Here is a 23,829-nt window from a genome sequence, read left to right on the forward strand (position 1 = left end):
TCTTGCAAAAAATTAAATCAGCGGTATGATTAAAACGTTAGTTGAATAGGCGATGACGTTCGCCATTAAGCGAGTAAAATCTGATGACGTCTACTATTGTGAGGGGCAGAGCCCCACTAATAGTAGACGTTTTTTAATGGAGGTAAATATGTCAGACAAAGTAAAAAACTATCTCAGCGTGGGTTTCTTTGCCTTTTTCGGTGGAGCATTGAGATGTTACTTGAATAATATTTGGGCGCAAAGTGGAACCTTCTTTGCTAATGTTACTGGCTGCTTTTTGTTAGCCTTTTTAACTTACTTCTTCTTGGAATATCGAGAGGGGCGTGATTGGCTTGCAACTGGACTTTCAACGGGCTTTGTTGGTGCTTATACTACTCTTTCAAGTTTTAAACTTGATACTCTGAAGCAATTATTAGAAGCAAGTTATTTACCAGCTGTGACCTACTTTTTATCATCAATTGTTTTTGGCTTGCTCTTTGCAGCTTTGGGTATGCTAGTTGGTAAAAAAGTAGGACAATTTTTTACGAGAAAGGCATAACAATGAACACAATTATTTTAGCAGGAATTGGGGCAATCTTTGGCGCTTGTGGACGTTACGCCATTACTAATTATGGTAAGAAAAACTGGCCTAGCTTCTTCCCATTTGCGACCTTGTTGATTAACTTAAGTGGGGCATTTTTATTAGGATTGGTTTTTGCCTTACATGTTTCACCATTTTTGTATGCTTTAATTGGCACAGGAGTCTTGGGTGGCTACACTACTTTTTCAACTTTAAATGTTGAATTGCTAGGTAAGCTAAAAGATCATCAAACCAAAAACTTTTTCTTATACTTACTTGCTTCATATTTGGGAGGACTACTGTTAGTATTTGCTGGATATTATTTAGGCAAAATATTCTAGCACAAAACTAAAGCAGCATAACTTTTAATCCTGATTGTTGACTTGTAAAAAGTAAGTGATATGATAAAAGCAAAGTTCACCAAAAACGTAGAATAGCAAAAAGGAGAAAAATTATGACTGATAAAAAGAATGAAAAGAAGACCCCACTTTTTACTTCAATCAGTGATGACAACAATTTGAGTGCTGGTGTATGTGGTCCAGATGGTTGTGAAATTGATTGGAGCAAGGCAAAGAAAAATGCAGACTCTGACAAGAAATAAGATCGCAACCTTACCACCAAATGCTGTCCTTTATTTTGATAATGACTGGTGCTCGCAATGCTACAGCGAGAATAAGGTAGTTACTGAGATTGAAAAAGTCGTTGGTGAAACTGTGCCTTTCTTTGAAGTCAATGTCACCGAATTTCCTGAGCTAGCAAGTAAGTATCAGGTACTTTCCGCACCGAGTCTTGTCTTGCTTAAGAATGGCCAAAAGGTTGATCAATTTAGTAAGTTTCTTGATCAAAACCAATTTAAAGCAGTTTTCCAATATTATTTTGGAGCTTTACAGCATTAATAATGAAGAAGGTGGAATAGTTTATGCAAAAAGATCGTGCCAATGCCTATCAAGATGCGGCTTTTGCGCAAGTGCTGCGAATTGGCAAAGCCGTCAGCAATCTAACCCGACTCAAGATAATTTTTATCTTAGATCAAGGTAAGAAGTCGGTAGAAGAGATCGCCAAGGCAATCGGAATCAGTGTTGGAACCACTTCGAAGAACCTGCAGCTTTTAAAGCAAGTTAACTTAGTTAAGGAAGAAAAAGATAAAAACTTTGTCTTTTATGCTTTAGCCAATCCGCAGGTCAGCCAGCTTTTTTCGTTATTAATTAGTTTGGCAGAAAGCTCCTTACCAGAAATGCAGTCACTTGAGGAAAATTTTGAAGTCGTACCCAAAATCACTTTGAACCAGTTAAAGGGAAAAGAATTGACCGGAACCTATATCTTGGATTTACGACCTAAAGATGAATTTGCTAACCAGCATTTGCCGCATGCGCATAATATTCCCTTTAATGAAATTGATTTTAAGAACTTACCATTTAAGAATGATGAAGATGTCGTAGTTTACTGTCGCGGTAGGCTTTGCGGAATTGCGGAAGTGGTTGGTAAAGAGCTAAAGAATCATGGCTATCAAAAGGTAAAGGTACTAAATCAGAGTGTCTCTGAATTAAAAAATTAACAGCTAAAGATTGAGTGGAAAAATTCCACTCATTTTTTTAAACAAAATAGTTGACTTACAAAAAGTTAGTGATATTATAATTATATAATTCAACGAAAGCGTAGAATAGCTAACACGAAATAATCAATGAGGTGAAAACAATGAAAGAATACGACTTAGTAGTAATTGGTGCAGGTCCTGGTGGAATGACAGCCGCTCTTTATGGAGCTCGCGCTAACTTAAAGGTAGCAATGATCGACCGTGGTGTTTATGGTGGTCAAATGAACAATACTGCTGAAGTAGAGAATTATCCTGGTTTTCCTTCAATTTTGGGTCCAGAACTAGGCGAGAAGATGTACAAGAGTACAGTCGACCAAGGTGTCGAATTCGTCTACGGCGACGTGCAAGGAATTGAATTAGGTGAAAACAAGCGCCGCATTATTAAGATGGATCCCGAAGATATTTCTGCTAAAGCAGTCATTATTGCGACTGGTTCAGATAACCGAAAATTAGGCATCCCTGGCGAAGAAGAATATAGCGGCAAAGGCGTTTCATACTGCGCAGTCTGCGATGGTGCTTTCTTCAAAGATGAAGATGTTGCCGTTGTAGGTGGTGGTGACTCAGCTATTTCAGAAGGCTTATACCTAGCTAACGTAACTAAGGACGTTAATGTGATTCACCGCCGTGATCAATTAAGAGCAGAAAAGGTTTTGCAAACCCGGGCCTTCAAGAATCCTAAGATGGAATTCACTTGGGGTAGTGTTCCTGTAGAAATTGTTGGTGACGAAAATAAGGTAACGGGCATCAAGGTGCACAACAAGAAGACTGATGAAGACAAGGTTATTCCTGCTGCAGGGGTCTTCATCTACATTGGTAATGTTCCTAACAGCCAACCATTCCAAGACTTAAACATTACTGACAAAGACGGCTGGATTATCACTAATGATCAAATGGAAACTTCCATCCCTGGAATCTATGCCATCGGTGATGTTCGGCAAAAGAAATTACGTCAGATCGTGACAGCTGTTGGAGAAGGCGGAATTGCTGGTCAAAATGCTTTCGAATATTTGAGTAGCTTAGAAGAAAACTAATTCATAACTTAAGGAGAAAAGAATGGAAATTAAATACTGGTCCGATATTGCTTGCCCATTTTGCTACATTGGCTCAACTAGAATGAAGAAGGCCATGAAAGAAGTCGGCATTTATGACGATACTGATTTGGAATTAAAATCTTTCCAATTAAATCCGATGGAAAGTAAGACTGCTAAGCCTGGCGACTATATTAACCACTTCACTGGTGGTAACAAGGCTATGGAAGATGATGCTCGTCAAAAGATGGCATACATCACCCAAATGGCTGCTGGTGAAGGCTTGGAATTTCATTTAGATAAGGTTGTGCCAACTAATACCATGGATGCCCACCGCTTGATTAAATTAGCTGAAAGCAAAGGTGATCGTGACCTAGTTGAACGAGTTATCAGCCGCTTCTACAAGGTTTACTTTACTGATGGTAAGTCAATTGCGGATCATGGAGTTTTGACTAACGCAGCAGTGAAAGCAGGCTTAGAGCGACAAGAAGTTCAGGATATTTTAAATTCTGATAAATACCCAAAGGAAGTTGTCGCTGATGAAGTTGAAGCCCAACAATTAGGCATTCAAGGCGCACCATTCTTTGTACTGAATAATAAGTATGCCATTAGCGGTGCGCAACCTTATGAGGTCTTCGTGCAAGCATTAGAAAAAGTAAAAGCTGAAGAAGCCCAAGCGTAAAAAATAAGCTCAATCATGACGATTGAGCTTATTTTTTTGACTCTATTTCTGTTTGCTTTTCACATCTTGATAACCATCTAAGACATTAGCGTAACGCGCTAAGACAAAGAGGTAATCAGATAGGCGGTTCATGTATTTCAAATTGCTGGCAGCTAACAGCTGCTGTTCTCGATTCAAAGTCACCATTGCTCGTTCTGCTTGTCTAGCAAGGGTTCGCGCGTATTGTAGGTTTGCACCTGTCACTTTACCACCAGGCAAGATAAATTCGGGAATCTTAGGTAATTTCGGTGTTAATTCATCAATCCTTTTTTCTAACGCAGCCACTTTGTCATCATTAATTCCATGCCGGCGCTTAACGACAATGTCGGCTTGTAATAAATATAAATCACGCTGAACTTCGATTAATTCATCTTGTAAGCTTGCTGTCTTTTCTGAGAGATTGGCTAGTACTACGCCTAAGTAAGATTGCAAAGAATCAATTTCTCCTAAAGCAGTAATTTGCAAGTCATCTTTCGGGACCATCTTGCCCGTTACTTGCTTAGTTAGCCCTTGGTCACCAACTTTGGTATAAATCTTGATTGTCATTAGATCACTCTTTCATAACGCTGCAAGGCTAAAGTAAGAGGTTTATAAAGCACCAGATAAAAGGCAAAATTACCAACAGCATGGTAGGTATCAAAGACTAAACCTGAGACCCAGTAGGCAAGAAAGGCAGGTAGTCCGCCGTAAATTGTCATCCCGAAGCTGACTAAAAAGCCATACTCGTAACCAAGGAAAACTGCTAGAGTGACTTGCAGTAAGAGGTGTTTTTTCAACGGTAAAATCTTGGCTACTAAGATAACGGTCAAGACGCAGCCGATATAAGCAAAAATTTGCGGAATTGTCCAAATCCCAAAACCTAAGACAATATTGGATAAAATCATGGTTAAAGCCGCCAGGATAATCCCAAAGCCGCCACCCAGCGTGAGGGTCACAATCATAATGATATCCGTTACTGGTTGCACATTCGGAATCGGAATTACCTTGAAAACTCGCAGAACTACGGCTAAGGCGGTTAAGAGGGCCAGCATCGTTAGCCGGCGCAGCTGAATTCTTTCAGTAACCATGTTTTATCACTTCACTTTAGCTAAGGTAAACTTCACGTGATCCTTGTTCTTCACTGTTTGGTCGGCAGCGCCTTTATTAGCCCACTTACCATTGATAGTGTAAGTCCAGTAGATCTTCTTCTTAGGATTTTGCTTCTTGCCAGCAATACCAGTAATGAAGCCTTTATTTTCTTCTACCTTCCAGCCCTTCTTTAAGCCAGTCATGACCTTGGCATGCTTTTTTAACTTAATTTTCTTAGTAGAAAAGTTCTTTTTCCCTTGGCGTAAAGTGTAAGTCACCGTAATACGGTTACTAGATTTGGCAGCCTTAGATTGGTTAGAGCAGCCAGAAAGGGCAAAGGTAAAAATTGTTGCAGTTGCAATTACAGCAGTCAGTTTAGTTTTCATGTTTTTTCTCCTTGTAATAAAAAATTCTTCTATTTAGTTGGGCAAGCGCCGCCAGCACAGTCACTTTGACCGACTAATTCTAAGTCTTTTTGATCATCGTTTTCTTTCATAAAGACGGCTTCGACATTACCCGTAATTTTATTAGCTTTTTCTTCGTATTTGGCCTTATCAATTGGCTCCTTAGGTGCTTGCTTTAAGCTGCCACCATAGTAGGGAAGTAGCGAAGTGGACTTAATAATGTGGCGGTATTGGTGGAGCAAGGGTTCAATTTCTTTACTTTCCTTATCTTGGAAGGTGATGGTGCAGGACACCGCATTATCAGACCAGTAGGTTTGTAAAAAGGCTTGGGTCGCAAACTGTTCCGCAATTGAAACTGTTCCCGCAGAAGCAAAGTTCTTACTGTCGGCATTAGCGGCTCGCAGTGGAAATTCCACACAAATGGTGTTCTTAGTGTAAATATCGGGTTCAGTGTAGTAGCCACATTCCTTTAAGGCTGGCAGCAGTGGATCAGAAGCTTGGAATCTAATTCTTTGAATTAAGTAACCAGCATAGTGGAAGTGCATCCCTTCAGACACACCAGCTAATTTTGCTACCGTTCCTGATGGCTTAACGGTCGTGTGCTTAACCGAAGTTTGGCAGCCTAATTCTTGGCTGTAGTCTTGATCAGCCTGCAGAATCGCTTGGTATAAGTCGTCAAAAGTTTTAACAATTTCTGGATCATAAATTGGCTTTTGGATTGTTTGTCCATCCTCATCAGTAGCCTTTTCAAAGCCAGTAACTACGCGGTGACCAAAGCGGGATAAAATCCAATCTTGAATCCCTGACATGGAGACTCCAATGCGGCGATTCTTCTGAATAATCTTGCGGGAAACTTCCCAATCATAGTGGCTGAAGGTTACTCGCTTAGCAAAACGCACGGCTAAGCTAAAGGATTCTTTTAAGTTCCAGCCTTGCTGTTCAGCCACAAAAGGAAAGACTTCAAACAAGTTACATGGTTCACCGTTAGCTAAGGAAATTTCCCCACAAGGATTAGTCCCTTCAACTGCATCGTCAATGCCAGCTTGATAACCATCCGCAATGCGGCCGTAGTTGCGAGATAATTCGAGGTTAACGACACCAGGTTCGCCGTTGTGCAAAATTCCATCTGCAATTGGACCATAATTATCAAACTTCGAATTGATGGCCACACTATTGTTAGAAGCCCAACGGTGATGGTAGAGTTTTTCCTTATCTTGCTTCATCTTGATAAAGTCTTGATCATCGTTAGAGCCCAAGGCCAATTCAGCTGAACGGCGAACGTTACCAGCGACGACGGTTTTACCGATCAAATTACAAATATCAGTCGCGTCAACAGCGGATAAGTTTTGCCCAGCTTTCGCATTTATAACTTGATTAATGTCCAAGAACATTTCAACTAAGGGCATCGGGCCAGAGGCGGTTCCGCCAAAGCCATGAATTTTAGCACCATAGGGCCGAATCTTGCTGATATCAAGGACTAACTTGTGTTTACCTTCAGGATTATTGCGGTTAAAGTGCATATCAATTAAACGGGCATTAGCTAAGATCCAGCCTTCACGGGTATCAGGCAATTCGTAGTAGATGTAGTCATCTTGCTCTTGCTCTTCTTTAGCCCAAGTATCCTTGTCAACGGCACCAACTTTAAGTGAAGGTTCGTAAGACTGGCTCTTTTTGTCGATAACAACGGTTAAGTCAACAGCTTGATCAACAGTCGGAATCTGCTTAATGTTGTCTTTAACAACAGAGAAGCCGACGCCGCCACCTTTCATTAATTGGTCGAATAAAAAGGAGAAGGGCATGGAGACTGCGACTTCGTTTTTATCTAAGTAAGCAGGTACCAAGTGACTGTCCCCGTAGTGTTGCGGGCGAATAGCAATGAACCAGCAGTTGTTAAGTGAATCACCCGTGCGCTTTTGATAGTCGGTTCCAGAAATCCAAAGATTCCGGCCAGATGGGGTGGCACTTAAGCCATAAGTTAGGCGGAATAATTTTTGGGCTTCAGTAGTTAATTCGTTGATAACCGCAGGAGAAGGATTATTCTTCAAGCGCGGATCGAGGTTAATATTTCCTTCAATGACCCGTTTGACGGTTTCGTCCCAATTTTCTGAACGATTTTTGTCGTCTAACCAGCGGGCGTAGGTCCGTTTATAAGTGACCCAGCCCAGTTCACCCCAATGGGGTTTAATTTGTTGTTTCACTCGTTGAATGAAATTTTGATCTAATTGAATAGTTTTCTGCATAAAAAGTTCTCCCCTTGAAAAGGTGTTAATGTTTCACAACATACAATCTATTGATGACAAAATTGAGAATACCACAATATGTTGTATTGTAAACCGAAAAAAGATCGCTTTTGGGGAGTTGCTAAGTGCAAATCTTTGTCGCTCTTGGCAAGTGCTGACCAAAAATTTTTCGTACATAATTGCTTTTTTTGGCGTGAATTTTTAAATGCTAAATAATCTGTTTGTGTAACGCCTATTATTAGGCATAAAATAGGACACAAGTATTGTTTTTTATTGAAAGAGAGGGATTGAATGCAGAATGCTTGGCAGAGATTTAAAGCTAACGTGCCCTTGCGGCGAGCGGTAGTTTTAATGATCATTATTTTATTTCTTTATAAATTGCGGTCGATGATGAACACCATCTTGTTGACCTTTATTTTTACTTATTTGGTAGTGCATTTGGTGCGTTTAGTGCAAAAACACGCGCCGAAAATTCCGACCGGTTTGATTGTGAGTGTCACCTATATCTTGATTTTGCTCCTCCTGTATTTTGTCATTACGGTTTATATGCCAATGCTGGTGGGGGAAATTACTAAGATTTTTAAGTCGGTGAAAGCTTTTTATGAAAGTAACAATATGCCAGGGATGATGAAATATCTTAAGCATTACGTCAGTCAAGCCGAAATTACGAAGCAGGTTAAAAATGGGATGACGATTATGTTCCATACTTTAACCAGTGTCGGGACGTTGACGGTTGCCACCTTCATGTCACTGATTTTGAGTTTCTTCTACACGATTGAATTGAAACAGATGAATGAATTTTCAAGTCTATTTGTGAAGAGTGGAATTTTTAAGTGGTTCTTTGAAGATGTCAGCTTCTTTGGTAAAAAGTTTACTAACACCTTCGGCGTGGTTTTAGAAGCGCAGTTCTTCATTGCCATTTGCAACACTGCTTTAACGATGATTGGCTTAGCGATTATGCGGATGCCACAGATTGTCGCTCTAGGCCTCATGGTCTTTATCTTGAGCTTAATTCCGGTGGCGGGGGTCATTATTTCTTTGATTCCGTTGAGCGTTATTGGTTATTCAGTGGGCGGATTACGGTATGTAATTTACATTTTTGTCATGATCATGATTATCCATGCGATTGAAGCTTACATTTTGAACCCGAAGTTTATGGCCAGCAAAACCGAATTGCCCATCTTTTATACTTTTTTGGTTTTGCTGTTTGCAGAACATCTCTGGGGTACTTGGGGCTTAATCGTCGGGGTACCAATTTTCACTTTCTTACTCGATGTGATGGAAATTAAATCAGCCCGTAAGAAGAAGCAAAAGAAGGTAACGCAATGAAAGTCTTATTAACAGGTGATAGTATTATTGCCCGGCATGAAGGCTTGAGTCAGCCGCGTTTGAACGCGAACTTGAAGCAAAAAGTACCAGGAATTGAGCTAACCAATACGGCAGTATCCGGCATCAATTCTGGTGCTTTTTTTGCAAGATTGAGCGAATTGGTGTTAACGCAGGACCAACATGACGCGTTAGTGATCTTGCTAGGAACCAATGACTTGGCAACGCATAAGCAGGTGCCGCTGGCGCAGTTTAAGCAAAATATGTCTTTGATTGCTTCGGCAGTGGTGTGTGAATACTGGCCACCAAAGGTGATTTTGGTTTCGCCGCCAGCGGTCGATGAGCAGAAGCAACATGTGCGCAGTAACAAAGTCGTGGCGCAATATAGTCAGGTGGTTGAGGCAGTAGCGCAGGAATATCATTTTCACTATGTGAATCTCTATCAGGCAATGATTGAGCGGGGGAACTTAGCTAGTTTATGTCAGGGCTTAAAAAATGATGGTTTGCACTTCGGTCAAGCTGGTTATGAATTGCTGGCTGACTTACTAGGACAAGCACTTCAGGAAATTTAGGGTAAAGAAAAAAAGCACTTTTGAAGTGCTTTTTTATTTTTATCTCACAACTGCCCACAGCAAACCACCAATCAGTCCCAGTGCCAGCAGCGGTAATAATAAATAAGTGAAGAAGATAGCAGTGATAATGGCTACGAAGAGAAAGGCGAAGATCTTAATGACGCCGATTCCCAATTTAAAGAAGAGCCAAAGTAAAAATAGTCCTAATATTAATGAAAGCATCCTTCAATACCTCCGATTTCTTATGAGAAATATTTTAGCTAATTGGCAAAATATTGCAAGAGATCATCTTCAGTTAACTGCGATTTTTCCGGATTCTTAAGATCTAAGACGATGCGGCCACTATTTAAGATAATGGTACGATTGCCGTATTTTAAGGCGTCCTTTAATTGGTGGGTAATCATGATGCAGGTCAGGTGCTGCTTTTGGACCACGTCATTAGTAAGTTCTGAGAGTTCATGACTAGTATTGGGATCTAGCGCTGCGGTGTGTTCATCCAATAAGAGCAATTTTGGCCGTTTAATGGTTGCCATCAGAAAGCTCAAGGTTTGTCTTTGTCCACCAGACAAGTTGCCCACAAAGGTGTGCAGGCGATCACTTAAACCATTCGGAAGTTGAGCGGTTTCTTGTTTGAAAAAGTCCAGGTGTTGGTCCAGTCCGCGCAAGTGTAAGCCGCGCCGCTGGCCCCGTTTGGTAGCTAATAATAAGTTCTCAGCCACGGTCATTCTTGGAGCGGTTCCCATTTTAGGATCCTGAAAAACTTGGGCAATGTCTTTAGTCCGTTTAACTTCAGAGTAATTAGTGATGTCTTGCCCATCAAGCAAGATCTGGCCAGAAGTGGGCATTAATGAACCATTGATAATATTAAGCAAAGTCGATTTTCCGGCCCCGTTAGTTCCTAAGAGAGTAACGAAATCACCATCGTTTAAGGTCAAATTAATATCTTTCAAGATTCGTTTTTCTTCGGCGGTACCCGCATTAACCGTGGTATTGATGTGTTTTAATTCAAGTTTACTCATGGCTTTTCAATTCCTTTCTTTAAGAGCTGCTTAATGTGGAATTTTTCTTGGAAGAGCGGCAACATCAAGCAGAGCGCTAAGATAATGGCGGAGATCAACTTGAAGTCGTTGGTGCTGAAGCCTAGCTGTAAGACTAAGAGTAAAACTAAGCGGTAAAGAATACTGCCGACCACTACGGCGACAAGCCGAGCAGACAAGCTCAAGTTTTTACCATAGACAACTTCACCAATGATAATTGCTGCCAGACCGATAACCATGGTTCCAATTCCCATGTTTACGTCGGCGTAACCGCCGTTTTGAGCCAAGAGCCCACCAGCCAGGCCGATTAGCCCGTTAGAAATCATTAAGCCGAGGATCTTCATGTTGTCGGTGTTAATGCCAAGCGAGCGCGCCATGGTTTCATTGTCTCCGGTGGCAATAAAGGCTTGACCCAGATCGGTATTTAAGAACAGGGCCAGCAGAACGACAACCAGAATGGCGATTAATAAGCCGATTACAATTGTAGGGAAGTTAGGTGGCAATTTAGCTAAAAATTTGCTGTTTAGTAAAGTGGCTTGGTTAAGTAAACCAACATTGGCTTTACCTAAAATTCGCAAGTTAACGGAGTAGACACCGGTCATGGTTAAAATTCCGGCTAAGAGAATAGGAATTTTTCCTTTAGTATAGAGCAGGCCAGTGAATGCCCCCGTAAGCATCCCGCCGATAAAAGCTAAAATGGTGGCAAGCAAAGGATTAACGCCATGCACTAAGGCGCTAACGCAAAGCGCGGCACCGAATGGGAAGGTCCCTTCCACTGTCATATCGGGGAAGTTTAAAATTCTGAATGAAAGATAGAGGCCAAGGGCGAGGATTCCCCATAAGAGGCCCTGACCGATAGTCGAAGTTACTAAACTCATTTAATGATCCGTCCTTTCTGGTGAGCAGCTTGCAAGATTTTATTAGGTAAGTGAATGTTTAATTGGCGAGCTGTTTTTTGATTAATCACTGTTTCATAGTGTTTGATCCGCTGGATTGGTAAAGTGGCAGGCTTTTTACCTTTGAGCACTTCGGCAGCCATTTTTCCGGTTAAGATACCCATGTCGTATTGACTAACGGAGCGGGTGGCTAAACCGCCTTCCTTGACCATGGTGTCAGCGGCAGGGAAGATCGGAATTTGAGCGGCATTGGTGGCTTTGAGTAGGGCCGCAAAGCCGGAAGCAATTGTGTTATCAGTTGGAACGTAAACTGCGTCAACTTTGCGTGCCATGGTTTGAGCAACTTGTTCAATATCATTGGTGGAAGTGACCGTGTAGGTTTTAACTGTTAACTTGTCTTTTTCAGCTAACTTTTTAAATTCTTGATATTCGGCGGCGGAAGAATCGTCGCTAGAAGTGTAGATTACGCCGATGGTCTTTAAGTCGGGCATGATGGTTTTGATTAAGGCCAGTTGGGCGGCAATGGGTTGCTGGTCTTTCACACCGGTAACTTTGCCGCCGGGATGACGCAGCGATTTGACTAAGCCAGTGCCAATCGGATCACTGATGGCGCCCATAATGATGGGCGTATTGCTGTGCTCGTTAGCAAGTGATTGCACGGCTGGGGTGGCAATCCCAATCGTTAAAGCAGCATGTTCATTGGTAAAACGATCACTCATTGATTTGAGATTGCTCTGATCATTCTGGGCATTTTGGTAATCAATAGTAATGTTCTTGCCATTGCGGTAGCCTTCTTCAGCTAAGCCATGAATAATTCCGCGGTGGATTTGATCAAGAGCGGGATGACTCATGGTCTGCAAGATGCCGATGGTCGGCCGCGCTTGTTGGTCTTTACTTTGTTTTACTTCGCTAGCGAAGGCAACAATGAGAAAAGCGAAGAGCGCGATAATTGTCGTTATCAGTCTTTTCATAATTTACTCCTCATAATAAAAAAAGCATTTCCGATTGCGGGAAATGCTTAAAACAAAACCCGCACAGTGATGGCTGTGCGGGTAATTTGGTGTGAAGATTTACCAGCACAGATGCGATCTTGTGGGTCGCATCTGCACTTGCAGAAAACAACCCTAGTGCTGGTTTTGCCAACGAACGATCATTTTGAGTACTGCTAACATGGTAAATCTTCCTTTCTGACTAAGTTAACTAGAATTTTAATTTTCTTTTTAAGAAAAGTCAACAGGTATAAGTTACATAAATCTGATGCCACTCCATCCGGAACCTTTATAGGTATTGTTGATAATGTTTAAGTAAAATTTACCAACGGCAGGAGATAATTTAGATTGAAGTGCTAAGTTTCTAACTTGAGCTAAGAAATCATTTAGTACACCTTGCATGTACTCTCCCTTGAGGAGTCTATTTTAACTCTGACCAGAGCTTGATATTCTACATCTGAAATTTTGTCGATATCAGTAATTATTTTGTCTTGTGTTGCAATTTGCTTTTTTCTACCAAACATTTTTAATGACCTAGTTCACCTAAAATATTGCTTTCTAAATTTTTGCTGGGAGTTATTTATTCTGGCATTGATCTTCATTTCTCAACGAATGATCGTATTTGTCTAAAAAGATTAATACTATAACACATATTACAACTGCGATGCATTTAAGAACACCATTAAGACCACGGAGACCATTTGCAATACCGAATAGCTTAAGTAAGGCATCAATACACTCGAAATTAAAGAATATATATAAGAAGCCATCAATCAAAGAAAAAATGCTTAAGCAGCTGATAAATACATTTAAGAATTTTTGGCGGTTCATCTCATTTCTTCCTTTCTTGCATTAGAGCGGTAACTAGCTGTATTTTATTTAATAAATATATCATAACGATATCATTTTATTTTTTTACTTGTCAATATGAAGGGAAAATCAGTGCTTCCTAGATACTTATTTTTTGCGCTAAAATGAAATTTGCTATAATTAACTTCTACAAGAAAGGGGATGCAATATGCGCTACCACCAAATAATTTTTGATGTTGATGACACTTTAATCGACTTTGCGACCACCGAAGATTTTGCTTTTAACAGCTTGTTTAAGGCTCATCACTGGCCAACTTCACCAGATATTCAACGCCGCTACCATGCCTATAATCAGGGCTTGTGGCGCGATCTTGAGCAAGGTAAATTAAACTATGAAGAATTAAGTGAACGCTGCTTTAGAGTCTTCTTGAAGCAGAATTTAGACATTGACGTTGATGGCCAACAAACCATGGATGAGTATCGCTCTTACTTTGGCGAAGCTCATCAGCTCTTGCCTGGGGTGAAAGATACTTTGAAATTTGCCAAAAAAGCAGGCTATAAGTTAACAGTCTTAAGTAATGGTGAAAAGTTCATGCAACGCCATCGTCTAAAATTGGCAGGCATCTATGATTATTTTGACTTAATTGTGACTTCTGAAGAAGCTCATTACCAAAAGCCTGACGAGCATGCCTTTGACTATTTCTTCAGCCGGACTGAGATTGGGCCTAATGAAACCATCTTCTTCGGGGATGGGCTGCAGTCAGATATTTTAGGTGCGGAAAAATATGGCCTTGATAGCATTTGGTACAATCATCGTCACCGCAAGAATACCTTGAATTTACATCCTTTATTTACAGTTGAAAATTATCCGCAATTCGTGGAATTGATGCAGCAAGATTTTCAAAAGAAATATTAGTGTGTTACACGTGAAACAGCCAAGTCTTCAATCAAGTAATCAAGCCTAGCTTTCGTTATAATTGAAGAAATGATTATTTTACGAAGGAAGGATATTGATTGATGTTAACAGATACATATACCTTGAATAATGGTGTCAAGATTCCAGTTGTTGGCTTTGGTACTTGGCAAACTCCTAGTGGCGAAGTTGCGAAAGAATCAGTTTTAGCTGCCTTAAATAGTGGTTACCGCCACATTGATACTGCCGCTGCTTATGGCAATGAAGAAAGTGTCGGCGAAGGCATTAAGGCTAGTGGCATTAACCGCCATGATTTGTTTGTCACTACCAAGTTATGGAACAGCGACCATGGCTATGACAAGACTAAGCAGGCAATTGATACTAGTCTCGAAAAATTGGGTTTAGATTATCTTGACCTCTACTTAATTCACTGGCCAAATCCAGCCGCTATGCGTGATCACTGGGCTGAATTAAATGCAGAAAGTTGGCAAGCAATGGAAGAAGCTGTGAAGGCAGGGAAGATTAGAGCTATTGGGGTATCCAACTTTAGAAAGCACCACTTAGATGAATTGCTGAAGACGGCAGAAATTAAGCCAGCTGTAAACCAGAACTACTTGAATCCAAGTGATATGCAGGAAGACTTAGTTAAGTACAACAATGAACTGGGAATTTTGAATGAAGCTTACAGTCCTTTAGGTACTGGTGGTTTGCTAGGCAATGAAACAGTGAAGGCAGTTGGCGAGCACTATGGTAAGTCACCAGCACAAGTCTTGATTCGCTGGTCCTTACAACATGGCTTCTTGCCACTTCCTAAGTCAGTGCACCCGAAGTACATTGAAGCTAATGCAGAAGTGTTTGATTTTGAAATTAGTCCGGAAGATATGAAGACTTTAGATGGTTTGCATGGAGCTGCTAAGGTAGCTAATGATCCGGATGAAGTTGATTTCTAATGAATAATAAAAAAGCAGCTTAAGGCTGCTTTTTCTTTTACTTCAATTCAAAACTTAACCGCACCGGATTATGGTCCGCGTAGCGATAATCAGTATCCAAATTATGGGCTGTAGCTTTAACATTCTTAGAAACAATGAAGCCATCACAAATCGTCATGTAGTTAACTTGGGGATTATATTTCATATCTGTTGCCCGGACCGTCGCAATCTTTTCACGATTATCAGCTTTGATCATCGTGAAGTTCTTAGGCAACATCTTCTGATCTAGAACAGATACCCAATCAGGAATTTTTTCTTGATGAGCAAAATGCGTCATCATATCCTTGCCCAGTGCATGGTTAAAGTCACCACCAACAATGACGTAATTTCCATCATGATATTCTTGTTCCATAACTTTTGAAATCAACTTCATCTGCGCCTTACGCAGCTTGCCACCCTTATCGTAGGCGGACATGTGACTATTGATCATGATTAAGTACTTACCATTATTAATCGGAAAACGCATGACAACAAAACAGCGATCAAGATCAGTAAACTTAGAGATAAAGGCGCTAGTGACAGGATACCTTCTTCTCACCGCACTGGTCATGTGATAGCGACTCATACTAAGCAAGCCAGACTGTACGCTGCCGTGTGGATCATAAGGTGGCCAAGCTAGGTATGCACTGTGAAAGTTATTAACGAAAACATAATTAAAGTGCGGAAAAGCTTGTTTCACCATTTTTACCTGGTTCACATAGTGACTACGAGTCGAATGGGTGTCGATTTCTTGGAAAAACATGAAGTCAGGATCTTGCTTTTTCATGGTATGAATTACGCCATTAGTTGAATCGAGAACCGCTTGTTTAGAAATAGCCGTTCCGCGCCAACCATGCGTTTTCTTACCATTTTTAGTTCACCATGATCCATAAAGAAGTCAACATCATGATTGTAAGCGCCAAAGCTAACATTATAAGTCGTGGCCGTGTAAGGATGATGCAAGCGCAGTTCGGTTTTTTGATTATTACCAATTGCTAAAGGTTTGTGGTCTTTAATCCGGTAGTAGTGGGCTTGCATATAGCCGACGTAACCACCAGCAGCGACTAGTAGAATCCCAATAAAAATTAGGAAGCCGATGCCGATTCTTTTTAATACTTTCATTCTTGCCTCTTTCTAAAATTTCCAATCCATTATAACAAAGCGGTAAAATTGAAGATAAGATGAAACGATAGGAAGTGAACCAGGTGAAAGAATTAACAGTAGGCATGATTGCCCATGTTGACGCGGGGAAGACGACTTTGTCTGAAGCACTGTTATATGAAGCAGGGAACTTGCGCAAGCTTGGAAGAGTGGACAAAGGGGATGCCTTTCTTGATCCGGATGAATTAGAGAAGAAGCGTGGAATTACCATCTTTTCTCATGAAGCGCAGGTCACAACTGCAGACCTTAAGTTAACTTTACTCGATACGCCAGGACACATTGACTTTGCCTCACAGACAGAGGAAGTACTGAGCGTGTTAGATTACGCAATTTTAGTTATTTCCGCACCAGATGGGGTGACGAGTTTCACGAAGACTCTTTGGCATTTATTGCAGAAGTATCAGCTACCGGTATTTATCTTCGTTAATAAAATGGATGCTCCCGATGTGAGTGTAAAAAGTGTAAGCGATCTTTTACAAAAGGACTTAGATAGTAACTGCATCGATTTCTCAACTGAAGATGAAAGTTGGACCGAAAATATTGCGACTACGGATGAAGCTTTGCTGGACAAGTATTTAGGCGGAGAGAAGCTGACCGATGAAGAAGTCCAAGCTTTAATTAAAGAGCGTAAAATCTTCCCAGTTTATTTCGGCTCCGCTTTGAAACTTTCAGGGATCAAAGAATTCTTGGTTGGCTTAACCAAATGGACAATTGAATTTGTCCCTAAACAGGAATTTGCTGCGCGGGTATTTAAAATTTCGCATGATGAAAAGGGCGAGCGTTTAACTTGGCTGAAAGTTTTAGGTGGCAAATTAGCGGCGAAAACGGAATTGTTGTCAGGAGAAAAAGTTGATCAAATCCGTGATTATGATGGTACCAAGTTTCAGGTTTTACCAGAAATCAAAGCTGGGCAAGTGGCTGCTGTTACTGGGCTGAAGTCGAGTTATCCTGGTCAAGGTTTGGGCAAGGAAGCAGATGCTCCAAGTGCAAGTCTGCAACCAGTCTTGTCTTACCGCGTTAATTATCCAGCTGACCAATTAAGCGAATGCTTGGCGGCCTTAAGAATATTAGAAGATGAAGATCCGCAATTACATGTTACTTGGGATGAACATTTACAAGAAATTCACCTGCAGGTAATGGGCGAGATTCAGTTGGAAATTTTGCAGCAGCTGTTACAAGATCGCTTTGGCTTGGCAGTCACTTTTGATGAAGGCAGTATCCTTTATAAGGAAACAATTACTAAGCCAATTGAAGCAGTGGGACACTTTGAACCTTTGCGGCACTATTCTGAAGTCCACTTTTTACTTGAGCCTGGTCCTAGAGATAGTGGCGTTGTCTTTGAAAATAAATGCAGTCTCGAAGTCTTAGACAAGAACTGGCAACATCAGATTATGACGGCCTTGGCTTCTAAAGAACATCTCGGCGTCTTAACTGGCGCGCCTTTAACCGATGTGAAGATCACCTTGATTGGCGGTCGCGGCAGTAATGTTCATACGGTTGGCGGCGATTTCCGTGAGGCAACTTATCGCGGCGTGCGTCAAGGGTTGATGGAATTAAAAATGCGTCAGGCCTGCAAGTTGCTTGAACCGTGGTACAGTTTCCGCTTAGAAATTCCGACAAGCCAAGTGGGACATGCACTCAACGATATTCAAAAGATGAAAGGGACCTTTGATGAGCCAGAAACAAGTGGAGAGCTCACGACTATCACTGGTCAAGCGCCAGTTTCAGAAATGCGTGCTTATGCCAATAGCGTGAGAAGCTATACTCATGGAGCAGGACATCTTGAGTGCGTCGTTAGTGGTTACCAAGCTTGCCATAATGCGACAGAAGTAATTGCAGAGCAGGATTATGATCCAGTTTCTGATTTAGCCAATACGCCTAATTCCGTTTTCTGTTCTCACGGAGCGGGGCACACCGTAACTTGGGATCAAGTACCAGCTTATGTGCAATATCCGTATGAGTTTCCATTAAACTAATTAATGTTAAAATGTTGAGAAAGAAGTTGGAAAGATGGAAATTGGCCAAGCGCTAAAAAGCATAAGAAAGAATCTTCATCTGTCGCAAACGGAGATGGCTGGTAATGTCCTGACTAAGTCTTATTATTCTAAAATTGAACGTGGGATTCATGAGATTAATGCGAGTGATTTGATTAAAATCTTAATGTTGCATCAGATTGATATCAATGACTTTTTTGCTAGTCTGGGAGTGAAAGACGACAAGATGAGCAAAGATCAATGGATGTCAGCGATACGCCAAGCTTATTACAAGCAAGATATAGCAAGAATTAAGCAATTAGAAAAAGAAGTAGGGAATGTTAAAGCTGATGATCATACTCTTCAAGTGTTGCAAGCAATTGCAACAATAGTGAGATTGCAGGTTGATAAGAAGAAAGATCTTACTATAGAACAAAAAGATGATATTAAGGCTTTAATCTTTGAAACAAATGATTGGAATGAAGATAGCCTGGAGCTTTTTTCAATGTCTTTTTCTTTTTGGAAAGATAGTGAACGAGAAGAACTGATCCGATCGATCTTGAAAAAATATGCGCACATTCAAAAATTCTCTCAAAGACTGCAAAATCTGGTTTCCGCAATTTTAGTTAATTATCTATCGTTCTCTATTAGAAATAGGGAGATTAATAAGAGGGAAACTATTAGGAAAATTTTCACCATGTTAGATTCTCTTCCACAACTTCCGGATAACTGCTTTGCCAAGATTATGAGTAGTTATTATCAGGCTTACTTTTTAAAGGATGATAGAAAGATACAAGACATTATCGATTTTCTTAGAAATAATAAAATGAATGAAATAGCTGAAGTTATAAAAGTGTCAATTTAGACACTTTTATTTATTTTTCGCAAAATGTTATAGACTAAATACAAGTTGATTAAAGGAAGATGAAAAATGTATCCTTGGTTTCCACTTTAATCATTAATTTTAAATTGTTGAATAAAATAGAAAGAAGTGATGTATGCAAATCGGTATACAGTGAACACCAAAAAGTAATGTCGATGCAGATTAAAAAATACAAGGAGAAAGATTATGAACACAACTATGGAAAAAGTAAACGTAAAAGAATTGGCAGATCAAGTTTTAGATAATAAGAGTTCATTAGAAGACTCTAAAGGACTTACGTTAACTTACACTTATGATCCAATTACAGATAAGGGTGATAAAGCTGATAAGATTGATACTGGCAACGGAAATAACAATTAAAATTAGATCTCTGAAAAGAGATCTTTTTTATTAACATGACGAGGAGTAATATGAAGCCATTTTTATTAGAAAACAATATTAGAAAAAGAAAATATGCTCATAAAAAGATCGACAAGGATTTTAAACATGCGATTTTAAATCAATATGGTCTTAATTATCAGATAGACGCTAAGAAAAAGATTATAATTTTTTCGACACAAATAGATACTGAGATTGATGAAATGGGGATTTATTTTTTAGCAAATAATATAGATTATGATCGAATAAATTCAGAAGATGTAGCAAAAGGACGGTATTGTTTTAACATTGAGTACTCTAAAAATGAAGTCGTTGTAGTTTTAAAAGATAATAAACTAAATATTGATTATCGACTTAATGATTATGATTTAATTTGGTTTAGACATTTCAATGTTTATATTAATTTCGATGAAAATACATCCAGTTTTGAAAAAGCATATTGTAATAAAGAATGGGAGACACTTTTTTCTGCAATACCACAACTTTTTGCGGATAAAGTATTAATGCCATCTTGTTATGATGGCTTTTTAACTAAACCAATGCAGCTGAAATTAGCTAATGAAGTTGGATTGAATATTATTCCGACCGTTATTAGTAATGATTTTGATCTAGTAAAGACTTTTACTAATAGAAATTCAAAATCAAACATTGCGAAAGCAATTTATCATCATATGTTTTTTACTGGTAAAGATAATGTGGTTGAATTTAACACTAAAAATTTCAATAAATTAACTTTAAAAGATAAAGCTTCAGTATCGAAAGTTCCAGCAATTTTTCAACCTAATTATTTAACAAATGATGCACATGAGATACGGGTTACGGTCTTTGGAAGAAGAATGGTTGCTTATCAATATGAGAACTACTTTGGTAAAGATTGGCATTCTCGGCTTAAGGACTTACAAGTTAAAAAAGTTAATTTATCTAAAGAATTACAAAATAGTATTATTCAATTTTTTGAAAAAGCCAACATAACATTTGGTACAGTTGATTTTATTATTAGAAGTGGTAAATGGTATTTTTTAGAAACTAATGTTAATGGAGATTGGGCATGGCTAGAAAATTTGGCAAATACTTCATTTTCTAATCTTTTAATTTCAACTATATTGGAAAAATAAAAATGAAAACATACATTTTAAAATCTAGGTACAAATTCATTTTCTTGATCTTCTTACTAGTTATGGTTGCAGCCTTACAAGTATATAGTGCGGTAGTAATGGCTAATATCATTAATGCCATTGTTGCTCATCATTTAAATGTTTTCTGCCAGCAAATGCTCCTTTGGTTTCTGATTTGGGTAGTAATTGCGGGGATTCGTTTTTCACTTTCAATTCTAGAGACTAATTTTGAACAAGGAATTGCTAATAATATCAGGAATGATTTGGTTGAAACAATTGCTAATGAAAGCTATGAAAAATATAACAGTCAGGATGGAACTAAATTTGTTTCGTGGATGAATAATGATCTGCAGCAAGTTGTTGATAAGGGCATAACTTATCTTTATGTTGTGACTGAATCGATTAGTTCAATTGTTCTTTCCTTGATCACCTTGTGGAATTACAATCTTTGGATTATGTTAATTTCCATCGTCCTTGCAGCTATTACCTTGTATCTACCGAGCATCCTCAATCGCCGTTTAGCTAAAACTTCTGCCGCTTTATCACGACAAAATGAAGGCTTTGTCAGAGTAGCTTCTGACTTGCTCAATAGCTTCAATATGCTCTTTTCTTTTAATGCCCTCTCTTTGATGAAGAAGAAAATCAATCAAGAGGCAGGCAAGTTAAAAGCTGCATATGTTAGTCAGGCTAAAGTATATGGTGGAATTGCCGTCTTAGGTTTTCTTAGTAATATTATTTCGCAAATTAGTTTAACAGGTTTAACAGGTCTTTTGGTTTACAAAGGGATGTTAGGCATTGGGGTTATTTACTCAGTGTCAAATTTGACGGGTAATATTTTTAATGGAGTTGGTAATTTACCTAATTATCTGAGTTACATTAAAAGTACTGAGCCGATTTTTGCTAAGTTTGAAAAATTTATTGCTGAAAATGCAAGTTCGAATAGTAATTCTCAAGCTTTAACAGTTGCTGAACCTTTTTTAGCAATGAAAGATGTAGAGTTTAAATACCCTAATACTCAAAATATTGTGATCAAAGATTTTTCTTATAATTTTGAACAGAATAAAAAGTACTTGTTAGATGGTGATAGTGGTTGTGGTAAGAGCACTATCTTAAAATTGCTCGCAGGTTATTATCCTTCTTATAATGGAAAGATTTTATTTGAAGGGCATGATCTAAATGAATATGCGCCGCAGCAGCTTCATGAAAATATTTTTTATCTAGATCAACATCCACAAGTGATTCAAGGAACAGTGCGAGATAACTTAGAGTTAATTGATGATTTTACTGAGCAACAATTAAAACAGGTTTTAAAGCAAGTATATTTAGATGATAGCGATGAGTTCTTGAATACTAATGTCGAAAAGGGCGGAAGTAGCTTATCAGGAGGACAATTGCAGAGACTAGCTCTAGCTAGAGCACTTTTACGCAAGTCTAAAGTATTTCTGTTAGATGAAGGAACAACAGGTATTGAAACGAAGACAGCAATTGAATTGGAACAGCTTCTGTTAAAAGATCCTAATAAGACGGTGATTGTAGTAAATCATGGAGAGGCCGAAGAAAACATGAAATTATTCGATCATGTAATTAATTTAAGTAAGTAAAAAAATACTATTTGTCATGTTTAGTTTCGTTTCGGAACAGTACTAACTAAACGCATATAAATTAGAGGAGAAAAATAGTTGTCAACTAAATTAAAGCTGACAACTATTTTAATAAGTAATATGAACTTTATATTGAAGACAAAAGCATTTATAAGATTCTATACTGAATTGGCTTTTGATAATAAGATTAGTTTAGTTTTCACACTTCTATTTCCAGCAATTTATCAATTACTAAATTCTAGAAGAATTTCAATAAGCAACAATAATGATTTTATTCAAGCATGTATACCAATGATTGCATATATCATTGTTGCTACAGCTTTAAATGGTGTAACTTTAGCTATTATTTCAACTAGAAATAGTGGCTATATCAAAGCATATTATTATGCCAGTGGCAGTAGGTGGGCTATTTATTTAGCAAATTTATTTGTTCAGTTAGTTATAGTTTTATTAGAGAACTTTATTTTCATAGTGTCGTTGATGCTGTTATATAGATACTTTTCAATTTATTTGCTGATCAATCTTATGTTAATGACTTTAATTTCATTTCCTTTTGTTGCATTAGAATTTAATTGCTTATTTTTGCTCAAAATAAGGGCATCAGATATGTCTATTTTAGCGACAGCTTTGATGATAGGACTTTTAGTTTTGTTTAGTATTTCTGCTAATATTCCTATGCCTGATTTCTTAAAATTTATAATCGGAATTAATCCCTACTCTTTTATAAGCTTTATTTTACGTGAATTATTGCAACCTGATTTTATGGTTTGCTTTAGTTTAGTACTCGATTTTGTGATATTTAGTTTTGTAGGATTTTTTGGGTTTCAATTTTTAGATTTACAAAATAGAGGCATTAAAAAATAATGATTGAATTGAGCAATGTGACAGCTAGTTATTCCAAAGATAAGATTTTAGAAAATTTTTCAGGAAAAATCTCTTGTAATAACTTGGTTGTTTTAATAGGGAAAAATGGTGTTGGAAAAAGTACTTTATTGGATATTATTAGTGGATTGAAAAAGATTGATTCAGGTTCTTTAGATGGAATTCCATCTACTAAGAAGATAATGTATATGTTTCAGTCAACGCCCTTTTATACAGATGTTAAAGTTAGACAAATGATTGATATGTATAAAAGTTTTGGAAGAACTACTAGCTTTGAAAAATACAAAATTCCAAAAATAAAGGATTTCTTTGAAGAAAATATTAAGCCATTGCTAGATAAAACTCTAGGTGATTTATCTGGAGGTGAAACCAAATTAGTATTTACATATGCCTCTGCAATGGTGGCTAAATCATTATACTTATTTGATGAACCTCTTTCTGGAGTTGATCCAGAAAATCGAATTAAAATTATTAACTTATTAGAAGAATTAGGACGAAGGGTACCGGTTATTATTACTTCGCATGAAATTTCGCCATTTAAAAATATTGATTGTACTTTAAAGTATTTATCGTCACACAGATTTATTTTTTCTGGTAATTATACTCAATTGATTGAAGAATATGGTGTAACATCTGAAAAGGCTTTTCTTAATTTAACTCAAGAAATGAGGGAGAAAAACGATTATATCTAAAACCACACAAAAAGAGCGT

Annotated in this window: 26 protein-coding genes, 2 pseudogenes and 1 riboswitch; of the genes and pseudogenes, 18 read left to right on the top strand and 10 right to left on the bottom strand. The window is 38.6% G+C overall.

What is annotated here, in order from left to right; all coding sequences use genetic code 11:
* The first annotated feature begins 39 nt into the window (after positions 1 to 39).
* Positions 40 to 100: riboswitch (Fluoride riboswitch) on the top strand.
* A 48-nt stretch (positions 101 to 148) separates the two neighbouring features.
* From EJK17_RS02130 to EJK17_RS02155, 7 genes are all read left to right on the top strand, one after another.
* Positions 149 to 538 carry a fluoride efflux transporter FluC gene (locus tag EJK17_RS02130; protein ID WP_103660554.1) on the top strand — a complete coding sequence of 130 codons (390 nt, stop codon included), beginning with the start codon at positions 149 to 151 and terminating at the stop codon, positions 536 to 538.
* A 2-nt stretch (positions 539 to 540) separates the two neighbouring features.
* Complete coding sequence (gene crcB / locus EJK17_RS02135; protein ID WP_103660553.1) at positions 541 to 900, top strand: fluoride efflux transporter CrcB; 360 nt, start codon at positions 541 to 543, stop codon at positions 898 to 900.
* 113 nt (positions 901 to 1,013) lie between these two features.
* Positions 1,014 to 1,160, top strand: a complete 147-nt coding sequence (locus tag EJK17_RS11375; protein ID WP_168180704.1) for a hypothetical protein — start codon at positions 1,014 to 1,016, stop codon at positions 1,158 to 1,160.
* A complete protein-coding gene (locus EJK17_RS02140; protein WP_236629276.1) occupies positions 1,138 to 1,455 on the top strand; it encodes a thioredoxin family protein in 318 nt (105 codons plus the stop codon). Before EJK17_RS11375 ends, EJK17_RS02140 begins: the two co-directional genes overlap by 23 nt.
* Positions 1,456 to 1,478: 23 nt before the next feature.
* Entirely contained in the window at positions 1,479 to 2,114 is a 636-nt protein-coding gene (locus tag EJK17_RS02145; RefSeq protein WP_103660552.1) for an ArsR/SmtB family transcription factor, read from the top strand.
* Between the two features lie 131 nt (positions 2,115 to 2,245).
* The gene (gene trxB / locus EJK17_RS02150) at positions 2,246 to 3,184 is read left to right on the top strand and encodes a thioredoxin-disulfide reductase (RefSeq protein ID WP_255409159.1); all 939 of its coding nucleotides are present in this window, start codon (positions 2,246 to 2,248) and stop codon (positions 3,182 to 3,184) included.
* Positions 3,185 to 3,206: 22 nt separating this feature from the next.
* Complete coding sequence (locus EJK17_RS02155; RefSeq protein WP_103660550.1) at positions 3,207 to 3,863, top strand: DsbA family oxidoreductase; 657 nt, start codon at positions 3,207 to 3,209, stop codon at positions 3,861 to 3,863.
* Between the two features lie 42 nt (positions 3,864 to 3,905).
* Here EJK17_RS02155 and EJK17_RS02160 read toward each other — a convergent pair whose 3' ends face one another.
* Genes EJK17_RS02160 through nrdJ form a run of 4 tightly spaced genes read right to left on the bottom strand, consistent with a single transcriptional unit; the run spans position 3,906 to position 7,614 of the window.
* Positions 3,906 to 4,448, bottom strand: coding sequence for a cob(I)yrinic acid a,c-diamide adenosyltransferase (locus tag EJK17_RS02160; RefSeq protein WP_103660549.1), 543 nt, complete (start codon positions 4,446 to 4,448; stop codon positions 3,906 to 3,908).
* Positions 4,448 to 4,969, bottom strand: a complete 522-nt coding sequence (locus EJK17_RS11600; protein ID WP_103660548.1) for an ECF transporter S component — start codon at positions 4,967 to 4,969, stop codon at positions 4,448 to 4,450. The genes EJK17_RS02160 and EJK17_RS11600 overlap by 1 nt, the downstream gene beginning before the upstream one ends.
* Before the next feature lie 6 nt (positions 4,970 to 4,975).
* Positions 4,976 to 5,356: a DUF4430 domain-containing protein gene (locus EJK17_RS11605; RefSeq protein ID WP_103660547.1), complete on the bottom strand. Its 381-nt coding sequence runs from the start codon at positions 5,354 to 5,356 to the stop codon at positions 4,976 to 4,978.
* Between the two features lie 29 nt (positions 5,357 to 5,385).
* The gene (gene nrdJ, locus EJK17_RS02175) at positions 5,386 to 7,614 is read right to left on the bottom strand and encodes a ribonucleoside-triphosphate reductase, adenosylcobalamin-dependent (RefSeq protein ID WP_103660546.1); all 2,229 of its coding nucleotides are present in this window, start codon (positions 7,612 to 7,614) and stop codon (positions 5,386 to 5,388) included.
* A gap of 291 nt (positions 7,615 to 7,905) precedes the next feature.
* Between nrdJ and EJK17_RS02180 the strand changes: the two genes are divergently transcribed.
* Positions 7,906 to 8,943 carry an AI-2E family transporter gene (locus EJK17_RS02180; RefSeq protein WP_127796158.1) on the top strand — a complete coding sequence of 346 codons (1,038 nt, stop codon included), beginning with the start codon at positions 7,906 to 7,908 and terminating at the stop codon, positions 8,941 to 8,943.
* Positions 8,940 to 9,512, top strand: a complete 573-nt coding sequence (locus EJK17_RS02185; RefSeq protein ID WP_103660544.1) for an SGNH/GDSL hydrolase family protein — start codon at positions 8,940 to 8,942, stop codon at positions 9,510 to 9,512. Before EJK17_RS02180 ends, EJK17_RS02185 begins: the two co-directional genes overlap by 4 nt.
* 39 nt (positions 9,513 to 9,551) lie before the next feature.
* Here the strand turns inward: EJK17_RS02185 and EJK17_RS02190 are convergent, their stop codons facing one another.
* From EJK17_RS02190 to EJK17_RS12075, 5 genes and pseudogenes are all read right to left on the bottom strand, one after another.
* Positions 9,552 to 9,734: a hypothetical protein gene (locus tag EJK17_RS02190; RefSeq protein WP_103660543.1), complete on the bottom strand. Its 183-nt coding sequence runs from the start codon at positions 9,732 to 9,734 to the stop codon at positions 9,552 to 9,554.
* Between the two features lie 38 nt (positions 9,735 to 9,772).
* Positions 9,773 to 10,531 (bottom strand): ABC transporter ATP-binding protein, encoded by a 759-nt coding sequence (locus EJK17_RS02195; protein ID WP_103660542.1) that lies wholly within the window; start codon positions 10,529 to 10,531, stop codon positions 9,773 to 9,775.
* Positions 10,528 to 11,427 (bottom strand): ABC transporter permease, encoded by a 900-nt coding sequence (locus tag EJK17_RS02200; protein WP_103660541.1) that lies wholly within the window; start codon positions 11,425 to 11,427, stop codon positions 10,528 to 10,530. Before EJK17_RS02200 ends, EJK17_RS02195 begins: the two co-directional genes overlap by 4 nt.
* Complete coding sequence (gene trpX / locus EJK17_RS02205; protein WP_103660540.1) at positions 11,424 to 12,416, bottom strand: tryptophan ABC transporter substrate-binding protein; 993 nt, start codon at positions 12,414 to 12,416, stop codon at positions 11,424 to 11,426. The genes EJK17_RS02200 and trpX overlap by 4 nt, the downstream gene beginning before the upstream one ends.
* 273 nt (positions 12,417 to 12,689) lie before the next feature.
* Positions 12,690 to 12,958: pseudogene (locus EJK17_RS12075) on the bottom strand (bacteriocin immunity family protein).
* 494 nt (positions 12,959 to 13,452) lie between these two features.
* On the opposite strand from EJK17_RS12075, the gene EJK17_RS02215 reads away from it, so the two are divergent.
* Entirely contained in the window at positions 13,453 to 14,160 is a 708-nt protein-coding gene (locus EJK17_RS02215; protein WP_103660538.1) for a YjjG family noncanonical pyrimidine nucleotidase, read from the top strand.
* A gap of 101 nt (positions 14,161 to 14,261) precedes the next feature.
* Positions 14,262 to 15,107, top strand: coding sequence for an aldo/keto reductase (locus EJK17_RS02220; RefSeq protein ID WP_103660537.1), 846 nt, complete (start codon positions 14,262 to 14,264; stop codon positions 15,105 to 15,107).
* A gap of 37 nt (positions 15,108 to 15,144) precedes the next feature.
* On the opposite strand, the pseudogene EJK17_RS02225 reads toward EJK17_RS02220, so the two are convergent.
* A pseudogene (locus EJK17_RS02225) lies at positions 15,145 to 16,247 on the bottom strand (endonuclease/exonuclease/phosphatase family protein).
* Positions 16,248 to 16,330: 83 nt separating this feature from the next.
* On the opposite strand from EJK17_RS02225, the gene EJK17_RS02235 reads away from it, so the two are divergent.
* The 7 genes from EJK17_RS02235 (at position 16,331) to EJK17_RS02260 (ending at position 23,810) form a co-directional block, all read left to right on the top strand.
* The gene (locus EJK17_RS02235; protein ID WP_127796159.1) at positions 16,331 to 18,262 is read left to right on the top strand and encodes a GTP-binding protein; all 1,932 of its coding nucleotides are present in this window, start codon (positions 16,331 to 16,333) and stop codon (positions 18,260 to 18,262) included.
* 34 nt (positions 18,263 to 18,296) lie between these two features.
* A complete protein-coding gene (locus EJK17_RS02240) occupies positions 18,297 to 19,124 on the top strand; it encodes a helix-turn-helix domain-containing protein (protein WP_103660534.1) in 828 nt (275 codons plus the stop codon).
* Positions 19,125 to 19,328: 204 nt separating this feature from the next.
* Positions 19,329 to 19,502 (top strand): hypothetical protein, encoded by a 174-nt coding sequence (locus tag EJK17_RS11385; protein ID WP_161494887.1) that lies wholly within the window; start codon positions 19,329 to 19,331, stop codon positions 19,500 to 19,502.
* A gap of 50 nt (positions 19,503 to 19,552) precedes the next feature.
* Positions 19,553 to 20,635: an MvdC/MvdD family ATP grasp protein gene (locus EJK17_RS02245; protein WP_103660533.1), complete on the top strand. Its 1,083-nt coding sequence runs from the start codon at positions 19,553 to 19,555 to the stop codon at positions 20,633 to 20,635.
* Between the two features lie 2 nt (positions 20,636 to 20,637).
* Positions 20,638 to 22,236 (top strand): ATP-binding cassette domain-containing protein, encoded by a 1,599-nt coding sequence (locus tag EJK17_RS02250; protein ID WP_103660532.1) that lies wholly within the window; start codon positions 20,638 to 20,640, stop codon positions 22,234 to 22,236.
* A gap of 78 nt (positions 22,237 to 22,314) precedes the next feature.
* Positions 22,315 to 23,100, top strand: a complete 786-nt coding sequence (locus EJK17_RS02255; protein ID WP_236629275.1) for a hypothetical protein — start codon at positions 22,315 to 22,317, stop codon at positions 23,098 to 23,100.
* On the top strand, positions 23,100 to 23,810 hold the full coding sequence (locus EJK17_RS02260; protein WP_236629274.1) for an ATP-binding cassette domain-containing protein: 711 nt from the start codon (positions 23,100 to 23,102) through the stop codon (positions 23,808 to 23,810). The genes EJK17_RS02255 and EJK17_RS02260 overlap by 1 nt, the downstream gene beginning before the upstream one ends.
* Positions 23,811 to 23,829: the final 19 nt, after the last annotated feature.

Origin of the sequence: Lactobacillus xujianguonis (assembly GCF_004009905.1) — a bacterium.
GTDB lineage: Bacteria > Bacillota > Bacilli > Lactobacillales > Lactobacillaceae > Lactobacillus > Lactobacillus xujianguonis.